This is a genomic window from Caballeronia sp. LZ016, assembly GCF_031450805.1.
In the GTDB taxonomy this organism is placed as follows: Bacteria; Pseudomonadota; Gammaproteobacteria; order Burkholderiales; family Burkholderiaceae; genus Caballeronia.
Map to the genome: position 1 here is coordinate 1 of NZ_JARTVY010000002.1, position 17,788 is coordinate 17,788.

A 17,788-nucleotide genomic window follows, 5' to 3' on the forward strand; every position below is an offset into this window, starting at 1 on the left:
CAGATTCATGTTGAGTATCAGGTTGCTGATTTTCTGTACCCAACACACGCCGACCCGCGACACGCCCAGTTCCCGCGCAACGCGCAATTCGCATCCGTTGCAGGCGCTCAGGTCCTGATCACTTTGCAGCGAGGCGATGAGACCGCTCGCAGGCGCGTTGTCCGTGACGCGAAAGAGCGCGCGTTCCTGCATATCGTCGCGCAATGCGTGGCCGATCATCTGAAGCCGCTGGCTCTGAATGCGGTTGATCTCGGCATCGTTATAGACGGCGTTATCGTCGATGAGCGTGCAGTCGAGCAGTGCAATCGATTGCCGCGCGTCTTGCGCGAGAACCGAGCCGCACAGCAACATTGCGCCCGCGAGGATAAAACTCATTGCTCGAACGATGATCGTCATGTTCCAGTCTCGATAGATGCGCCAACACCATGGTGCTCATCTGTTCGCGCGACTCCAACATACCGCCGCGTGCGGACTCGATCAAGCGCCGCTGTCGCACGGTGCGCCTTGCCCGCCGCAAGCGGTGAGAAATTGGCATAGCGCTTGCAAAACTTCTGGCGAGCATTGACATGCTCGATTCACCTCAAGCTACCCGCCAGGAGAACCATCATGAAACGCACTCTCGCCATCAAAGACTTGCCGCTCGACACGCAGGCCGGCAACGAAGCCACGCTCTCGCATCAACAGATGCAGCGCATCACAGGCGGACGAGCCGTGTCCGCCGTCGTCGACGGCCGCACGCCCGGAACAGTCGATGACTGGGACATCAACATCGCCATCTTCGAAGGGCGCATTAGCGGGCCTTATATCGTGTGATGCGGGCGTCAGCGGCTCGTGCCGGCCGCGTGCGGGCCGCTGTCTCTCAAGCCGTGCTTCCCGATGGATTCGTTTCCCGAAGTGGAGTAACGTTGCTGATGCGAGCCTGGCAACGACAGGGAGGCAATGATGTCCGGCGAACCCGCTTCACACTGGCAGGTCTTCGAGTACGAAGGCTTCGACATACACGTGCTGCCGCAAGTCAAGCCGACGCCGGAACATGCGCCGCCGCGCGCGACCGAGCGATACGTGTTCATCGGCCGCGTATGCCGCCATGGAACGAATGCCGATACGCCCGCCGAAGCCGTTTATTTCCACGCCGATGGCGACGACGAATACAAGACGCCACAAGACGCCGTGAACGATGCGCGGCATATCGGCAAGAGCATCGTCGACGGCACGCATCCGGATTTATCGGTGCTATCGATCGTTTCGCATCATCATCCGGAATGACATCGCCACACATGACGCCTTCCGATCACGACGATGCGCGCGTCGAAAGTCTCAGCGCCATCACGCTTGCGACCTGCGACATGCCGCGCGCGGTGCGTTTCTATGAAGCGCTCGGCTTTCGCATCGTTCACGGCGGCGCTGACCAGGCATTCACCTCTTTCGCGCTGGGGAGCTCGTTTCTCAACATCACCCGCGAGACGCACGGTCCCGTTCAGTGGTGGGGCCGCGTCATCATCTACGTGTCCGACGTGGACGCGTTCTATCGCAAGGCGCGCGCAAACGGCATCGAACCGCAATTCGAGCCGCGCGATGCGCCGTGGAACGAGCGATATTTCCATCTCACCGATCCCGACGGTCACGAACTCAGCTTCGCACGCCCGCTATAACTCACTCGGCCGGGCATGCCTTTCGCTAATCAGCTTATGACGGGCAACGAACGCACCGGCTCGATGATATGGCCGTTCGCGTACATACCCGCACACCGCACGCGTCGAAGATATAAGCACACATCCGCCTACGTGAAAGCTCGATCATGTGCTGTTGCTATTTCGCAAAAGGGCATACGGCCACCGGAATCGCGGCGTAGAGTTAAAGTGCTTTGTCACGAGTGTGGTGCGTTGCGGCAGGCGTATTCATGCGGCTTAAAGCCTTTTGCGCGTTTAGCCGATATCCAGTCATGAAACGCCGCGTGCAGGAGACTTCAGATGAAAAGCATCAAGGAACGATCCCTACGTCATCAAGTGGAGAAATGGCTCGCGCCGGCAAGCGTGCCGGTGCATGTCACGAAGTTCAGCCGCACGCGCGCGGATCACACGCGGTATGTGTGTGTCGAGACATTGCAGGGCGCGGCATCGAGAGCGTTGTTCTTCTTTCGTCACGATGACGGACAGTGGTGCGTTTATCCGCCAGCGCCGCAGCGGACGAACAAGAGGCGAGAGCGGCTCGCGGCCTGATGGTGATAGTCAAAGACGCATGTTGTTGAAGAACTGAAACCACATCGCGCCGAGAGGATTCATCCCACTGGCGCTTTGATCAGCGGCCTGAGCCGGCTCTTCTCTGGTATCAGGCGCGGGTTCGGTCTTTGTCTTGGCTTCCCGCGATGCATGCAGCGCGACGACGCTCTCAGCAATATGCCGCGCGGTCGCTTCATCGCAATCGTGACCGAGCAACACGCCGAACACGACGTCTCCGTTATGTCCTTGCGATGCGAAGCGCATGGCAAGCGATACACGCTTCGCATAAAGCGCCTCGCGCGCCGCTTCTTCTTCACGCAACTGCGCTTCGCGGCGCGCCACTTCTTCCGCAAAGATACGGTCGTACACCTCGCGTTGCGCGGGGTCGGACAATATCGCGTAAGCCTCTTTTATCTCGTGAAACTTCGCATGCGCCGCTTCTTCGTTGCCGACGTTGCGGTCAGGATGGCAACGCATCGCAGCCTTGCGATACGCCCGCTTGATCTCGTCTTCGGTGGCGTGCTCTTGCACGCCCAGCGTTTCGTATAGCGTTGCCATCAGCGTTCTTCAGCGTTCGTTGAATGGGTGTCCAGGCATCCTAACACGCAAAAACGCGCCTCTCAGGGCTAGCGCCGCGTGATGACGCGAACGCCGGCTGCGCCCGTCAGATCGTAGATGGCGCGCGCCGGCTTCAGGTAATGCGCGATGTGCAGCCGGATCACGATCACCGCGACGATGAAGAAGCCGAGCGTCGCCCAAAGATATTCGCTGCGCCCGGCGACGACGCCATAGCGCGTATGCAGCAGCACGAAGAGCAGCCAGGCGAACGCCGGCGCATGCAGGCTCCAGTGCCGCTGCGCAAAATGCCAGGCGAGCCGTCGCACGTCGCGTCTTGCGCTGCGATCGAGGCCGGCGAGTTCGGGGCGTCCGCGAAAAGCGAATGGCATGACGTATGAAGCTGCACCATCGGCGCTTGAGGATGCATCAAGCATAACGCGCCGACGGCGTTCGGATGCATCGAGTAGACTGGTACGCATGTACGTTAATCGAACCGGAATCGCGTGGCCGCTGCTCGTGAGGGCATCCGCGAGCCACGCGTCATGAAGGGCGGCAACTTTCGGATCACGGCGGCGGTCGTCGCCAGTGCGCTCTTCATGCAGAACATGGACGGGACCATCGTCGCGACCGCCATCCCCACGATGGCCCGCGATCTCCGTGTCGATCCGGTCCATCTGAGCAGCGCGATCACTGCGTATCTCGTCGCATTGACGGTGTTCATTCCCGCGAGCGGATGGGTCGCCGACCGCTTCGGCGCACGCCGCGTGTTCATGTGGGCCATCGCCACCTTCACGCTCGCCTCGATCGCGTGCGCCGCCGCGATGAATCTGCCGCAACTGATTGCCGCGCGCATCGTGCAAGGCCTGGGCGGCGCGATGATGGTGCCCGTCGGCCGGCTCATCCTGTTTCGCGGCGTCAAGCGCGAAGAGTTGCTGCAAGCCACGACGTGGCTCACGATGCCCGCGCTCGTCGGCCCTTTGCTCGGCCCGCCGCTCGGCGGCTTTCTCACCGATGCGCTGTCGTGGCGCAGCATCTTTTGGGTCAATGTGCCGGTCGGCGTCATCGGGATGTGGCTGACGTGGAAGCTGTTGCCGCCATCGCCACCGGAAAGCCGCACGCCGCCCGACCTGCGCGGGATGCTGCTGTCGGGCGCATCGCTCAGTCTGTTCATGATCGGCATCGAGAGCGCCGGGCGCGGCGTGTTGCCCGCTGGCGTGCCGTGGATCTGCGTCGCGGCCGGCTTGCTGTTGTTTCGCGCGACGATACTGCATTGCCGGAAGACGCCGAATCCGGCCATCGATTTCTCCTTGCTGTCGATTCCGACTTTCCATGCGGCAACTATCGCGGGGAGCCTGTTTCGCGCGGGCGCCGGCGCGCTTCCCTTTCTCGTGCCGCTGACGTTGCAGGCGGGCTTCGGTTACAGCGCGTCGGCGAGCGGCCTCATCACGTTCGCAAGCGCACTCGGCTCGTTTTGCATGAGGCCGATGACCGCGCTCGCGCTGCGCCGATTCTCCGTGCGCTCGGTGCTATGTGCGGGCAGCGTCTGCTTCGCCGCTGTGCTGGCTGTCTGCTCGACGATGTCGCAAGCGTGGCCCGCGAGCGCCATCTTTCTGTTGCTGCTCGTCGGCGGCCTCGGCCGTTCGCTCAGTTTCGCCACGATGGGCGCGCTCGCATTCGCCGACGTGCCGAAACCGCGCCTTGCCGCCGCCACCTCGTTTCAGGGCACCGCGCAGCAGTTGATGAAGGCGTTCGGCGTCACGGTCGCCGCCGGGACGATCCAGGCCACGATGCTCGTATCGGGCAACACGCAGACGGAACGATGGCAACTCGCGTGCGGATTCGCCGCAACCGCCCTTCTCGTGCTGGCTTCCCTGCCGATGTTCGCGCGCCTGCCGCACGACGCGGGCGAAGGCATTTCCGCTTCGTCGGCCAAGCGTGCGGGGCGGACATAGGGTTTGGCAGCGGAATCCAGTAAGTTCTGCCACCTTGCCGAAACAATTCTTCAGATCTAGGACAAGTCCATGATCTGGAGGGGAAATTCTTCGGGCTATAATGCGGCTCCACTTTTCGATCCGAGTCCGATGCGCCGAAAGATCCTCTCAACCGCCCTCTTGCTGATTTGCGCCCAGGCCGCCTTCGCGCAGGAAAGCGCGCCGGTCGCCTCCGATGCGGCCGTGCAGGAAGCCGTTCAGCAGGATTCGCGAATCGACGAAGCGCGTCACAAGGTCACGGAAACCATCACGCGCCGCTTCGGCGTGGCGCGCGAGAAGGCGCAGGCCATCGCGACGGCGGTCATGTCGTCGGCATCGAAATATTCGCTTCCCCCGGCGCTTCTGCTCGCCATCATTTCGATCGAATCGCGCTTCAAAGAAACGGCCAAAGGCGCAAATAACGCCACGGGGCTGATGCAGGTCGTGCCTTCGGCGCACAAGAAGCTCGTGCGCGACGTCGACCTGACGGAGCCGGAAGCCAATATCGAGGTCGGCTCGGCCATCCTGCATGGCTATCTGAAGTCCGCAAAAGGCGATGTCGATGCCGCGCTGAAGAACTACGGCGGATCGAGCGCATACGCGCAGAAAGTCAGCCTTCGCGCGAAAACGTTTGAGCCGGTCACCGCACCCGCTCAGTAAGACCGCTCTTCTGGTTTTCTATTGGCGCGCCGCCGCGTGGCGGATGCCGCATAGCCATTCGAGGCTCGCGACGATCGCACCCGCTGCGCACTCGTTGCATCAATAGCCTTGTTGCTGCCCGCTGCCGTGCGACATCCCGCCCGGACTTGCACTGCCGGTGCTTCCCGGGCCGCTGCGTTGCATCGTGCCCTGCCCCATGCCGTTGTTCACGCCGTTGTTGCCCATGCCACTCTTGGCGCCGGTCCCGGTCCCGGTCCCGGTCCCGGTGCCGCTGGTGCCGTCGCTCGAGCCGCCCACGCCGCTGCCGCTCATGCCGCTGCCGCCCATGCCGACACCGCCGCCCTTGCCCGCTGCGCCCGTGCCGGCGCCCGCCGCGCCGTTGCCGCCCGCGCCCATGCCGCCACCCATGCCTGCCGCGCCCGCGCCGCCACCCGCGCTGCCGCCACCACCTGCACCGCCGCCCCCGCCGCCTGCTTGCGCATAGACGCCGCCCGACAAGCCGAGGACGAGCGCGGATGCCACTAGTTTCATCGTGATCGCTTTCATTGCGAATCTCCCAAAGTTAGCGTACCGGCTGCGCGAATAGGCTGGCGCAGCCGCTCCCTTCAAGCGCAAGCAGCATGCCGCGTTCGATGACGCGTCAGTAACCGTAACCTGTCGGCGCGCAGGGGACATACGCGCGCCGATAGCCGTCGTAGCAATAACCCGCAGGCGGTGACGGTTGCGCATACACGGGCTGCGCATAGGCGGGTTCGGCATAAGCGGGCTGGGCATAGGCCGGCTGAGCATTGACGACGGACGTCACGAGCGCGCCCAGCACCGCACCGCCGATCAACGCGCCGACGATCGCACCGCCATCACCGCCGTGTCCGCCGCCGTATCCACCGCCGCGTCCGTGCGCCGACGCCTGGCCGGCCATCGACAGACTACTGATCATCACTAAGACAAGTGCTGCGCGCTTCATGGCTTTTCTCCTGATCCCGTTGTCCGGGTTTGTGAGGAGCATCTTAAGCAGGCGCAAAAGAAATAACTGATGCAGTTGGTAACGGTACATTTCGAGGATTACAAATACGTCATTCGGATACCGAATCAATTTGCCGACGTTACACCTTCGGCAGAATTCACGTTTCCGTAACACTGGCCAGCTTGCCTTTTGCGCCGGCGTGACGCAAAGACGCGTAGTTTCATTTGCTAGCGACTCGTTACTGTTTGTCACCAGAAGGCGGTCAACGACATGCGACGACGCCGCGTTTTCATCGTCACATGCCGCGCATTGGCATGCGTCCTTGTAAAACGCAGGATCTCAGGAGTCGAACAATCATGAAGAAAATCGTCGCTGCTCTCGCATCCACGCTGCTGGTTACCACCGTATTCGCGCAGACCGTCACGACCGACGCGGACAAGGCGCAAGTGAAGGCGAATCACGAAAAGGCCGAGGCGCAGTCCACGGCGAACAAGAAGAAGGCCGATGCTCAACACGACGCCGCGAAGGCACAGGCATCGGCGAATGAGGACAAGGCATCGGCGCAAGCCGACGCCAACAAGGAAGCCGCGAAGGTAGCGCGGGCGACCACGCCGGAGCAAGCCTCCGACGCGCGCGGTGATGCCACGAAGGCACAGGCGAAAGCCAACAAGAAGAAGCACGCTGCACAGGCCAAGGCCGATGAAAAGAAGCACGACGCAGCGAAGGATGCCAACGTGGCGCAAGCCAAGGCCGACAAGGAAAAAGTCGAGGCGCAAAGCGACGCTAACAAGGCGGCCGCCGATGCGAAGGTCGACGCCGCGAAGAAGTAAGGGAAGCCGGCGGATTCAACCGACCATCGCATCGCGCATGCGGGCCGTCGAGTCGTCGCTCAGTCGAGTCGTCCGGTCCAGTGCGTTCACGGGAAGCGAGCCTTCGGGCTCGCTTTTTTCATCGCATCGATTCAATCGATACGTTCGGTCTCCGCCGCACCGACCTCATGCTCGGCGCTCGCATGATGCTCGCTCATCGGCGATACGCGATTTCGCGCGCGTTCATGCATGAGCAGTCGTCCGCTATGGACGGCGGTGAGCGCAACCGCCAGCCAGATCGGAGCATACGTGCCGAGCTTGTTCGCCGAGAACGGCTCGCCTAGTAACATGACCGCGACGCCGACGAGCAACACCGGTTCGACGTAACCGAGTATCCCGAACAGCGCGAGCGGCAGATAACGGCTCGCACGAAGGTAGGAAGCGAGCGCGATCGTGCTGAGCGCGCCGAGACCGGGCAGCAGCACCATCGACAGAAGCGGCGCGCCGGCGACCACCGCGAAGGAGCCGCGAGCGAACAGCGTGATGAGCGCAAAAGGCGCTATCAACAGGATCTCGACCGCGAACGCAACGAGCGGGTCCGCGTCGAGCCGCCGCCTCAATACGAAATAGGGCGGATAGCCCAGCATGACGACGAGCGTCGGCCAGGCGAACGCCTGCGTGACGATGAACTCATGCGCGACACCGATCGCCGCCGCCGCGACACCGGCCCACTGCAGCGCATTGAGCCGCTCGTGATAATAGAAGCGCCCGAGCAGCACCATTACGAGCGGAAGCAGGAAATAGCCGAGCGACACCTCGAGCGCGCGGCCGTGCAGCGGCGCCCAGAGAAATATCCACAATTGCAGGCCGAGCAGCGCGGCGGACACGGCGAATGCGGCAAGCATGCGCACATTTCCGGCAAGCTTCACGACGAGCGCGCATAATTGCGGCCATCGATTGCGCACGGCCACCAGCAGCAACGCGCCGGGCAATGTCCAGACCATGCGCCACGCGAAGATGTCGAGACCATCGAGCGGGGCGAGCCACTTCGTATAGGCGGACATGAGCGCGAACAACGCGGAAGCGGCAACGGACAATGCAATGCCGCGGCCCATGACGTGCTGATTCATCGATATTTCGCGCTCCATCGCCAGAATGCGTTGAACGGCATTCTAAACGCAGCATCCGCGTGACCCGCGTCTAGCGTGCTTTTTGCTTGACCGCCGAATCGCAATCTCCCGAAAGCGTCATTGCATCCGCAGCATCCGAGCGCTGTGCCTCGTTACGAAGAGGCACGCGAAGAAAACGCCGCATCGATGGAGACGTCATGACTCAGCCCGCCCTGTCGCCCCGTTTTTCCAGCGCCTTCGCAGAAGCCGTCCACGCCGGTCTTTCCAGACGGCCGCAGAAAGAGCTGCCGTCGATGTATCTGTATGACGAAGTCGGCTCCGCTCTCTTCGAAGTCATCACCGCCTTGCCCGAATACGGCGTCACGCGCGCCGAAGAACGCGTGCTCAAGGCGCATGCGGTGGATATCGTGAATGCGTTGCCCGCGAACGTGAAAGTCGCGGAACTCGGCAGCGGCAGCGGGCGCAAGACGCGGCGCATCCTGGAAGCGCTTTGCACCAGGCAGCCCACCGCGTATTACCCGATCGAGATATCGCGGACCGCTTTGCAGCTGTGTCATCGCGAACTCGGCGATATCGAGCGCGTGTCGATCGTCGGATACGAACGCGATTATCTTGCGGGCCTCGCCGAAGTGAGCGCGAAGCGGAACAAGGGCGAGCATTTGCTCGTGCTGTTTCTCGGCAGCACCATCGGCAACTTCGCGCGTCTTGCCGCGACCAGGTTCCTTCGCTCGATCCGCAGCATGCTCGAACCCGGCGATGCCCTCCTGCTCGGCACGGACCTCATCAAGCCGCTGCCCACGTTGATCGCGGCTTACGACGATGCCATCGGCGTGACGGCCGCCTTCAACCTGAACCTGCTCGCGCGAATCAATCGCGAGCTTGGCGGCGACTTTCCGCTCGATGCCTTCGAGCACGTGGCGCGTTTCAATCCCGATGCACGCAGCATCGAAATGCACTTGCGGGCGAAGCGCGCGTTGTCCGTGCGTGTGCGCGACGCGGACCTGCACGTCGAGTTTGAAGAGGGCGAAACGATCTGGTCGGAAAGCAGCCACAAGTATGCGGCCGAAGAAGTCGCGCCGATCGCCGCCGATGCGGGCTTCGAATGCACGCATCAATGGCGCGACGACGAGTGGCCCTTCGCGGAAAGCCTGCTCGTTGCGCGCTAGGGCTCAGTGCTGCTCGAAGCGTTCATAACGCTTTTCGACGTAGCGTTCCTCGCTGAAGAACTCGGTGACGCGCGCATGGGGCGGTCCACGGCGCAGCCATTCGAGCATCAGGTCGACCTGATTGGCCGCGCCCTGAATGACGGCTTCGACCGAGCCGTCATCGAGATTGGCCACCCAGCCGCGCACGCCGAGAGAATGCGCGCGCCTCACCGTGTGATGACGGAAGCCCACGCCCTGCACCACGCCTTTCACACGCACATAGTAAGTTTCGATTCTCGTATCCAGATCGGGGCCCGGCATCGCGCATTCCCTCCGTGTCTTACACATGGCCGCATTGTAGACACGCTTGGGACTGCGCGTATGAGCCGGCTCAACTCAGCCTGAACGGCTGTGCCATATCCGCGCGATCGCCCGCATGCGGACGCACGATGCGCGGCAGCGTCACTTCGAACGCGGTGCCGGCTTCGGCGGAAGAGCGCACCTTCACTTCGCCGCCGTGCATCTCCGCGATCTCGCGCGTGATGTAGAGCCCGAGCCCGAGGCCGCTCGATTCGTTCTGACGCCGCCCCGAGCGATACGGCGCGAAGACGGTCGGCAGGATCTCTGCCGGAATCTCGCCCGCGTTCTGCACGACGATCTTCACGTCGTTCGCGCCGCCCTCGAGCCTGACCTGTATCGACGATCCTTCGAGCCCGTGTTGCAGCGCATTGCCGATCAGATTCGAAAACACTTGCGAAAGCAGGTCGCCATCGCCTTGCAGCAAGGTATCGCCCTGACGCAGCACGAAGATGCGCCCCTTGCCGACGCGCGCCTCGTATTCCTCGACGATATTCTTCGCGAGCGTCGCCAGTTCGACGGCGCGCGGCTGCAACGTGACACGCCCGCCACGCAGACGCGCGAGGTTCAGCAGCTGATCGACCATGCGGACCATGCGCATGCCGCTCGACTTGATGCGCGTGCCGATATTCGCGACGTTCTCGTCCTTCACGAAGCGCGACAGATATTCCGCCGATGCGATCACCGCCGACAGCGGCGTGCGCAGATCGTGGCCGAGCACGGCCATCAGCATTTCGTTCGCGTCGAGCAGTTGCTGCATCGTCGCGAGCTGCGTCGCGAGTTGCTGCTTCTGCCGCTCCATCTGGATGAACACATCCACCTTCGAATTGAGGATGCGCGAATCGAATGGCTTGTAGAGGAAATCGACCGCGCCGGCTTCATAGCCGCGAAAGGTGCGGTTCGTGTCTTGTGCGGTCGCAGTGAGAAAGATGATCGGCACGTGCGCGGTGCGCGGGCTGCCGCGCATCAGTTCGGCGAGCTCGAAGCCGTCCATGCCGGGCATGTTGACATCGAGGATCGCGAGCGCGACTTCGTGTTTGAGCAGCAGTTCGAGCGCCGCCGGCCCGGATTCGGCCTTCAGCACCGACAGATCCGGCCGCGCGAGCGATGCTTCTAGCGCGGTGATGTTGTTGCGGATGTCATCGACGATCAGCACGTGGATGGGTTGCGTCATCTGGTGACTCCTTGCTTGGGCCATGCCTTCGTTCATAGCGTTCATCTTTGCGTCCGGCGTGTATGCGCGGCGAGGCGCGAGGCCATGTCGTCCAGCGTCAGGATGTCGCTGACCGCGCCTTGCGCGATAGCCGCCTGCGGCATCGCCGGCGCCGAGGCCGTCTTCGGGTCCTGCGCCCAGCACACGCCGCCTGCATCGCGAATGGCGCGTGCGCCGCGCCCGCCGTCATCGTTCGCACCCGACAACACGACGCCGAGCAGCCGCTCGCCATACGCATGCGCCGCCGATTCGAAGAGCACGTCCACGGAAGGCCGCGAGAAGCGCACGGGCGGATCGACGGATAACGCAATCGCGGGCGGCGCGCCGTCTTCGGCCTCCACCATCATGTGATAGCCGGGCGGCGCGAAATAGATGACGCCGGGCGCGATCACGTCCTTGTCGAACGGCTCCTGCACGGCGATGTTGCACCGCTCGGCGAAAAGCCCCGGCAACAGGCTCGGCTGCCCCTGCCGCACATGCACGACGATCAGCACCGGCAGTGCGAAGTCGCGCGGCAACGCGGGCAGCAGCAGATTGAGCGCTTCGACGCCACCCGCCGAAGCGCCGATCACGATGGCGTCGATGGTGCTCATCGCTATACCTTTTGATAAAGCCGTTCGCGCGGATTGAAGTCCGCGAAGCTGTCGGCGTGCTTCGAGAATCGCAGGCTCTCCTTGCTGCCGAGCCCGAGAAAGCCCCGCCTCACGAGCGAATCGCTGAACAGACCGAGCGCGCGGTCCTGCAATGCGCGATCGAAATAGATCAGCACGTTGCGGCACGACACGAGCTGCGCTTCGAGAAACACGCTGTCGGTGGCGAGGCTATGGTCGGCGAACACCACGCGCGACTTGAGCGTTTGCGAGAACTTCGCCGCGCCGTAGGCCGCATGGTAGTAATCGGAAAGCGAACGTTTGCCGCCTGCCGCGAGATAGTTCTGGCTGAAGCCCGCGAGCCGTTCCAGCGGATAGATGCCGCTTTCGGCCTGACGCAGCGCCTCGGCGTTGATGTCGGTTGCATAGAACACGGTGCGGTCCGCGATCTTTTCTTCCGCGAACAGCACGGCGAGCGACCATAGTTCCTCGCCGCTGCTGCAGCCCGCCACCCACACCTTGATCGACGGATAAGTCTGCAGCACGGGCACGACCTGCTCGCGGATCGCACGGAAATACGAGGGATCGCGAAACATCTCGCTGACCTGCACCGTCAGGTATTGAAAGAGCCGCGCGAACAGCGCCGGCTCGCGCAGTATGCGCTCCTGCAATTGCGAGAGCGTCGCGCAGTCGAGATCGTGCACCGCCTGCGCGAGCCTGCGCCGCAGCGAACTCACCGAGTAGTGCCGGAAGTCGTGCTGATACCTCAGATAGATGGCTTCGAGAATCAGCTTCAGTTCGATGTCGAACGTGGCTTCTTCATCGTGCTTGCTGTCGTTCATCGCGTCGGTCGTTGCGTCGGTCTTTGATTCATCGCTGCCGCAACCACACGCGGCACAGAGAAACGAGCTTATCCACATCGATGGGCTTCGATATGTAATCGTCCGCACCCGCCTCGAGACATTTTTCGCGATCGCTCTGCATCGCCTTCGCGGTCAGCGCGATGATCGGCAGGCGCGCGTGCTCCGGCCGCTTGCGGATTTCGGTCATCGCGGTAAGCCCGTCCATCTCGGGCATCATCACGTCCATGAGCACGAGATCGATGTCCTCATGGCGCGCCAGCGCCTCGAGCGCCTCGCGTCCGTTGCGCGCGATTTCGAGCTTCGCGCCAAGCGGCTCGATCACGCGTGACAACGCGAAGATGTTACGCACGTCGTCTTCCGCGAGCAGGATCGTGCGGCCCTCGAAGACGTCGTCGCGCTGACGCGCCGCGCGCAGCATGCGCTGCTGTTCCGGCGGCAACGCGCTCTCGACGCTATGCAGGAAAAGCGTGACTTCGTCGAGCAGGCGTTCCGGCGACTTCGCGCCCTTGATGATGATCGATTTCGAGTAACGGCGCAGCCGCTGCTCTTCTTCCTGCGAAATCTGCCGCCCCGTATAGACGATGACCGGCGGCGACGAAAACTCGCTGCTCGTCGATACTTTCTCGAGCAGTTCATAGCCCGAGCCATCGGGTAGCGCCAGGTCCATGACGACGCAATCGAAGCTCGCGCGCTGCAGTTCTTCGAGCGCCTGCGCGATCGATCCCGCCTCCACGATGCCCACGGTCTCGCTTGCAAGCAACGCGTGAATGCTCTGCCGCAACACGAGGTCGTCTTCCACGACGAGCACGCGCCGCATGCCTTGCGACGACCGCGCTTCGAGCTTGCGGATGGCCTGCGCGAGTTCGTCGCGCGCGCTCGGCTTGAGCGTGTAGCCGATTGCGCCGAGATGCAGCGCGACATCGGCATGATCGGTCGCGGACACGATATGGATCGGGATATGACGCGTGAGCGGATCGTGCTTGAGCCATTCGAGCACCGTGAGGCCGGACTGATCCGGCAAGCCGACGTCGAGCAGGATGCCATTGGGCTGCAGCGAGCGCGCGAGCTCGACGCCTTGCGTCGCGGTGGCGGCGTGCACGCAATCGAAGTCCAGTTCGTGCGCGAGATCGTAGAGGATATTCGCGAAGCGCCGGTCGTCCTCGATGACGAGAATCACGCGGTCCGGCCGCTGCCGGTTCGCGCGGTCATCGGCAATGCCTTGCGGCTCGGGCCTCGGCGTCTGCAGTTCCGGCTGCGGCTGCGGTGGCGCTGGCGGCTGCACGGGCGCGGGCATCGGCGGGGGCGGCGGCTTGACCGCGGCGGGCTCCGGCTCGCTCATGTGGCCGATCGTATCCAGCTTCGCGGTGACGGTGCCTTCGCGCGCGGTAATCGGCAGCGTCACCGAAAACACGCTGCCACGGCCCACTTCGCTCGATACGCCGACCGAGCCGCCCAGAAGACGCGTGAACTCGCGCGAAATCGAGAGCCCCAGACCGCTGCCGCCGTACTTGCGGCTCGTGGTGCCGTCGGCCTGCTGGAACGCCTGGAAGATGAGGTCCTGCTTGTCGCGCGGAATACCGATGCCGGTATCGCGCACCTCGAAGCGCACCGCGTCGTCGCCGGCGCGCTGCACCGCGACCGTCACGCTGCCGCGCTCGGTGAACTTGAACGCATTCGCGAGCAGATTGCGCAGCACCTGCAAGAGCCGCTGGCTGTCGGTGACGAAGTATTGCGGGACATCGCCGGCCACTTCGGTGACGAACTGCAGCCCCTTCGTTTCCGCGACCGGCGCGAACGATTGCCGGAGCGCCTGCATCAGCGATTCGACGGCGGCCGGAGCGAACTGCACGTCCATCTGACCGGCTTCCACCTTCGACAGATCGAGAATGTCGTTGATGAGCGAAAGCAGGTCGCTGTTGGACGAATGGATCGTCGCGGCGTAGCGCACCTGCTCTTCGGTGAGATTGCCCTGCCGGTTGTCCTCCAGCAGCTTCGCGAGAATCAGCGAGCTATTGAGCGGCGTGCGCAGTTCGTGCGACATGTTCGCGAGGAACTCCGACTTGTACTGGCTCGCGCGCTCCATTTCGAGCGCATTCGCGGTCAGCTCCTGCTGCGCGTGGAGCAGTTCGGTCTTCTGGCGCTCCAGATGCTGCGCATGCTCCTCGAGCTGCACGTTGGTCTGCTCGAGTTCGGCTTGCTGCTGCTCGAGGCGCGCCTGCGAATCCTGCAGCGCGCGGCCGCGCTCTTCCAGTTCCTCGTTCGAGACGCGCAGTTCTTCCTGCTGCACCTGAAGCTCTTCGCTTTGCCGCTGCGTTTCCTCCAGCAATTCGACGAGCCGCGTGCGATACCGCGCCGACCGCATGGCCATGCCCATCGCTTCGGCGGCCATTTCGAGCAGCGTGCGGGCATCGTCGAAACGGCCTTCCTTGCCGACGAAACCGATTTCGACCGCGCCGGCGATATCGCCATCGGCGAAAAGCGGCGCGATCACCACGCGCGACGCCGCCGCCGAGCCGAGCGCGGAACCGGCCTTGAGATAATGCGCGGAGGCATCGCCGAGTGCGAGCAGGCGCTTGTCCTGCACGGCCTGGCCGACGAGCCCTTCGCCGATGGCGATTCTGCGCGGCGCGCCGTTTTCATCGGGAAGCGCCCAGGCCGCGATGCGGACGAGCGCGTCGCCATCCAGCGAATAGACGACGCCGACCTTCGCGTCCACGTAGGGCACGAGCGAACGAAGGATGCTGACGCCGATCGAAGCGGGAGACTGTTCGCCGCGCAATTGCAGGCTCATCTGCATGATGCCCTGCTGCAGCCAGGCGGTGCGTTGTATGGCGAGCCGCGATTTGATATATAGATGCGCCACCACGGCCAGCACGAGCAGCACGGAAATGCCCATCGCGCGATTGAGCTGGAGCACTTCGTGCGAAGTGGGCGCATCGCCGGTGGCGAGCACGTAGCCGAGGATCATCAGCACCGACCCGGCGCCCGCCGTGACGAGCGGCACGCCCGGCCGGTCCACCCACATGCAGAGCACGACGGGCAGCACGTAAAACACCCAGATTGCGGAGCGCATCGGCGTGAGGACGTCGACGGCGAACACCACCGCGAGCGAAAGCGTGATGGCGATGTAGATCCACAGAGCGTGGTGGCGATTGTCTTCTTGCATCGTTGACCGGTAGTGACGTTTGCGAGGCCGCGCGCCCCGCAGCAGGCACGGACCATAGCACGAGCCGCAACGCCTTGTCACATGGGCTTGAGCGGCCGATTGAAACGGCGATTTCCGCGCGGAACTTGTTCCGAAGCCCCGCGCGCGAGGCGCATCGAAGAGGTAACAATGACTGATTATTCCGGCTCACGCGTGCTCGTCACCGGCGCTTCGGGGTTCGTCGGGTCCGCGGTTGCGCGGCTCGCCATCGAACGCGGTTTCGACGTGCGCATGCTGGTGCGCGCGACGAGTCCGCGCAAGAACGTGGAATCGCTCGATGCGGAGATCGTCGTGGGCGACATGCGCGACGAAGCGTCGATGCGCGCGGCGCTCGAAGGCGTGCGCTATCTCATCCACGTCGCCGCCGACTATCGCATCTGGGCGCCCGATCCCGGCGAAATCGAGCGCGCGAACCTGCAGGGCACGGAAGCCACGATGCGCGCGGCGCTCGCGGCGGGCGTCGAGCGGATCGTGTACACGAGCAGCGTCGCGACCCTGAAGGTGACGAGTTCCGGCGCGATCGTCGACGAGACGAAGCCCTCGGATGCGGCAAGCACCATCGGCGCGTACAAGCGCAGCAAGGTGCTGGCCGAGCGCGCGGTCGAGCGCATGGTCGCGAACGACGGCCTGCCCGCCGTGATCGTGAACCCGTCGACGCCGATCGGCCCGCGCGACGTGCGGCCGACGCCGACCGGGCGCATCATCGTCGAGGCGGCGACGGGCAAGATTCCCGCGTTCGTCGATACGGGCCTCAATCTCGTGCATGTCGACGATGTCGCGCATGGTCACTTCCTCGCGCTGGAGCGCGGCGTCATCGGCGAGCGATACATCCTCGGTGGCGAGAACCTGCCGTTGCAGCAGATGCTCGGGGATATCGCGGGCCTGGTCGGCCGCAAGCCGCCGACGATCCGCCTGCCGCGCGGCCCGCTGTATCCGCTCGCGATCGGCGCGGAACTGTACGCGAAGGTCAGCGGCAAGGAGCCGTTCGTGACCGTCGACGGCCTGAAGATGTCGAAGAACAAGATGTACTTCACGTCGGCGAAGGCCGAGCGGGAGCTGGGGTATCGGGCGAGGCCGTACCGCGAAGGGCTGCGGGACGCGCTGGAGTGGTTTCGGGAGAATGGGTATTTGGGGGGGTGAAATGGCCCGGCGCGCCTCGCCGGTTCAACGGGCGCACCTGGATTTGGACTGTTGACGGCTTGTAGCCGGTCACGGCTGTACTGGCCGAGTCGGTCTATTGGCCGCTTTCGCCTTGCTTTGCTGAGGCGTCGCCGACGTACTGCCATTCAAAGCTGAAAGGATCAACGCCTAGATTGCCGGGAAGATTGGGCATTGAGTCACCGCCCTTAACGAACACCTCGTGGTAACCCCCAATCGCTCTGATGGAATCGCCGACAGCAGACCAATAGCCCGTTTGCGGGGCAAAATCGCCGGGACGCGCGCGGGGCGGAGGCGGCACTTGCGTCTTCGCATCCACCTCGCCGAGAAACTCGATCTTGCGCCCCCGCGCCGCATCCTCTTCGGTCGGCTTGTACACCTTGAAGTAAAGGCGATTGGATGGCGCGTTGTCGGTGATCGGATACCGCATGCGGCCCCTGCCCTGCGCGTCCGTGCGCTCGAGCACATCGCGCACGTCGATCCAGTCGAGTTGGGTCTGCCAATAAACTATCTCGTAGGTATGTGTTCCAGTCAGCAATCGACTATTCTCGATGGCGAGGCCCAAGGGAATCGGGCTTTTCATATGTTCTTTCGCCTTGATCACATACCGATTGGCCAGAAGTTGTTCGTCAGACGGTGGCATAACAGTCGATAAGGGCCGGTCGACGGGTTCTGCAGGAAAAGGATTTATCTGTTTGCCGTTGCAGTACAGTCGAATAGGATAATCATCTGGCGTAGGCATCCACGTCGCACGGATATCATCGTCGGTCGGATTGGTAATCATCACATTGATTCTTACCTTTACGCTGTCGCTCCGAACAGTACCATCTATGAAAGATATCGTGGCTACAAGCCGATTCTTGATCCAGTTGATCTTATTGTCGGGGATCATTGTTTGATTTGCTGAATCAGCCGTTGGTTGTTTGCTTACCATACTACTGTTTCTC

The 17,788-nt window shown here is 63.1% G+C and carries 21 protein-coding genes; 9 read left to right on the forward strand and 12 right to left on the reverse strand.

Annotated elements, in window-relative coordinates; genetic code table 11:
• Positions 1 to 396, reverse strand: a 396-nt coding sequence (locus P9220_RS13515) for a DUF2380 domain-containing protein (protein ID WP_309765503.1), incomplete at its 3' end; no start/stop codon positions are given.
• A 210-nt stretch (positions 397 to 606) separates the two neighbouring features.
• On the opposite strand from P9220_RS13515, the gene P9220_RS13520 reads away from it, so the two are divergent.
• The 4 genes from P9220_RS13520 to P9220_RS13535 all read left to right on the forward strand — a co-directional run bounded on the left by P9220_RS13520 (position 607) and on the right by P9220_RS13535 (position 2,219).
• On the forward strand, positions 607 to 813 hold the full coding sequence (locus tag P9220_RS13520) for a hypothetical protein (protein ID WP_309765504.1): 207 nt from the start codon (positions 607 to 609) through the stop codon (positions 811 to 813).
• A 129-nt stretch (positions 814 to 942) separates the two neighbouring features.
• Positions 943 to 1,266, forward strand: coding sequence for a hypothetical protein (locus P9220_RS13525; protein ID WP_309765505.1), 324 nt, complete (start codon positions 943 to 945; stop codon positions 1,264 to 1,266).
• Between the two features lie 11 nt (positions 1,267 to 1,277).
• Entirely contained in the window at positions 1,278 to 1,652 is a 375-nt protein-coding gene (locus tag P9220_RS13530) for a VOC family protein (protein ID WP_309765506.1), read from the forward strand.
• 318 nt (positions 1,653 to 1,970) lie between these two features.
• A complete protein-coding gene (locus P9220_RS13535) occupies positions 1,971 to 2,219 on the forward strand; it encodes a hypothetical protein (RefSeq protein ID WP_309765507.1) in 249 nt (82 codons plus the stop codon).
• A 9-nt stretch (positions 2,220 to 2,228) separates the two neighbouring features.
• Here P9220_RS13535 and P9220_RS13540 read toward each other — a convergent pair whose 3' ends face one another.
• Positions 2,229 to 2,777 (reverse strand): DnaJ domain-containing protein, encoded by a 549-nt coding sequence (locus P9220_RS13540; RefSeq protein WP_309765508.1) that lies wholly within the window; start codon positions 2,775 to 2,777, stop codon positions 2,229 to 2,231.
• A gap of 68 nt (positions 2,778 to 2,845) precedes the next feature.
• Positions 2,846 to 3,166 carry a hypothetical protein gene (locus P9220_RS13545; RefSeq protein WP_309765510.1) on the reverse strand — a complete coding sequence of 107 codons (321 nt, stop codon included), beginning with the start codon at positions 3,164 to 3,166 and terminating at the stop codon, positions 2,846 to 2,848.
• A gap of 153 nt (positions 3,167 to 3,319) precedes the next feature.
• On the opposite strand from P9220_RS13545, the gene P9220_RS13550 reads away from it, so the two are divergent.
• A complete protein-coding gene (locus P9220_RS13550; RefSeq protein ID WP_309766738.1) occupies positions 3,320 to 4,729 on the forward strand; it encodes an MFS transporter in 1,410 nt (469 codons plus the stop codon).
• A 69-nt stretch (positions 4,730 to 4,798) separates the two neighbouring features.
• On the forward strand, positions 4,799 to 5,407 hold the full coding sequence (locus P9220_RS13555) for a transglycosylase SLT domain-containing protein (protein WP_404980249.1): 609 nt from the start codon (positions 4,799 to 4,801) through the stop codon (positions 5,405 to 5,407).
• Positions 5,408 to 5,506: 99 nt separating this feature from the next.
• Here P9220_RS13555 and P9220_RS13560 read toward each other — a convergent pair whose 3' ends face one another.
• A complete protein-coding gene (locus P9220_RS13560; protein ID WP_309765512.1) occupies positions 5,507 to 5,953 on the reverse strand; it encodes a hypothetical protein in 447 nt (148 codons plus the stop codon).
• Positions 5,954 to 6,047: 94 nt separating this feature from the next.
• Entirely contained in the window at positions 6,048 to 6,371 is a 324-nt protein-coding gene (locus tag P9220_RS13565; protein WP_309765513.1) for a hypothetical protein, read from the reverse strand.
• Positions 6,372 to 6,727: 356 nt separating this feature from the next.
• Between P9220_RS13565 and P9220_RS13570 the strand changes: the two genes are divergently transcribed.
• Positions 6,728 to 7,201, forward strand: a complete 474-nt coding sequence (locus tag P9220_RS13570) for a hypothetical protein (protein WP_309765514.1) — start codon at positions 6,728 to 6,730, stop codon at positions 7,199 to 7,201.
• Positions 7,202 to 7,332: 131 nt separating this feature from the next.
• Here P9220_RS13570 and rarD read toward each other — a convergent pair whose 3' ends face one another.
• Positions 7,333 to 8,310 carry an EamA family transporter RarD gene (gene rarD / locus P9220_RS13575; RefSeq protein WP_309765515.1) on the reverse strand — a complete coding sequence of 326 codons (978 nt, stop codon included), beginning with the start codon at positions 8,308 to 8,310 and terminating at the stop codon, positions 7,333 to 7,335.
• A gap of 197 nt (positions 8,311 to 8,507) precedes the next feature.
• Between rarD and egtD the strand changes: the two genes are divergently transcribed.
• The gene (gene egtD, locus P9220_RS13580) at positions 8,508 to 9,476 is read left to right on the forward strand and encodes an L-histidine N(alpha)-methyltransferase (RefSeq protein WP_309765516.1); all 969 of its coding nucleotides are present in this window, start codon (positions 8,508 to 8,510) and stop codon (positions 9,474 to 9,476) included.
• 3 nt (positions 9,477 to 9,479) lie between these two features.
• On the opposite strand, the gene P9220_RS13585 is transcribed toward egtD, so the two are convergent.
• The 5 genes from P9220_RS13585 to P9220_RS13605 all read right to left on the reverse strand — a co-directional run bounded on the left by P9220_RS13585 (position 9,480) and on the right by P9220_RS13605 (position 15,644).
• Positions 9,480 to 9,776 (reverse strand): acylphosphatase, encoded by a 297-nt coding sequence (locus tag P9220_RS13585; RefSeq protein ID WP_309765517.1) that lies wholly within the window; start codon positions 9,774 to 9,776, stop codon positions 9,480 to 9,482.
• A gap of 70 nt (positions 9,777 to 9,846) precedes the next feature.
• Positions 9,847 to 10,986 (reverse strand): hybrid sensor histidine kinase/response regulator, encoded by a 1,140-nt coding sequence (locus P9220_RS13590; RefSeq protein WP_309765518.1) that lies wholly within the window; start codon positions 10,984 to 10,986, stop codon positions 9,847 to 9,849.
• Between the two features lie 41 nt (positions 10,987 to 11,027).
• Complete coding sequence (locus tag P9220_RS13595; protein WP_309765519.1) at positions 11,028 to 11,618, reverse strand: chemotaxis protein CheB; 591 nt, start codon at positions 11,616 to 11,618, stop codon at positions 11,028 to 11,030.
• Positions 11,619 to 11,620: 2 nt separating this feature from the next.
• On the reverse strand, positions 11,621 to 12,457 hold the full coding sequence (locus tag P9220_RS13600; protein WP_309765520.1) for a CheR family methyltransferase: 837 nt from the start codon (positions 12,455 to 12,457) through the stop codon (positions 11,621 to 11,623).
• A gap of 28 nt (positions 12,458 to 12,485) precedes the next feature.
• Positions 12,486 to 15,644, reverse strand: a complete 3,159-nt coding sequence (locus tag P9220_RS13605; RefSeq protein WP_309765521.1) for a response regulator — start codon at positions 15,642 to 15,644, stop codon at positions 12,486 to 12,488.
• Between the two features lie 168 nt (positions 15,645 to 15,812).
• Here P9220_RS13605 and hpnA point away from each other — a divergent pair, with 168 nt between their 5' ends.
• Positions 15,813 to 16,823, forward strand: coding sequence for a hopanoid-associated sugar epimerase (gene hpnA, locus P9220_RS13610; protein WP_309765522.1), 1,011 nt, complete (start codon positions 15,813 to 15,815; stop codon positions 16,821 to 16,823).
• A 94-nt stretch (positions 16,824 to 16,917) separates the two neighbouring features.
• Here hpnA and P9220_RS13615 read toward each other — a convergent pair whose 3' ends face one another.
• Positions 16,918 to 17,775 (reverse strand): hypothetical protein, encoded by an 858-nt coding sequence (locus P9220_RS13615; protein ID WP_309765523.1) that lies wholly within the window; start codon positions 17,773 to 17,775, stop codon positions 16,918 to 16,920.
• Positions 17,776 to 17,788: the final 13 nt, after the last annotated feature.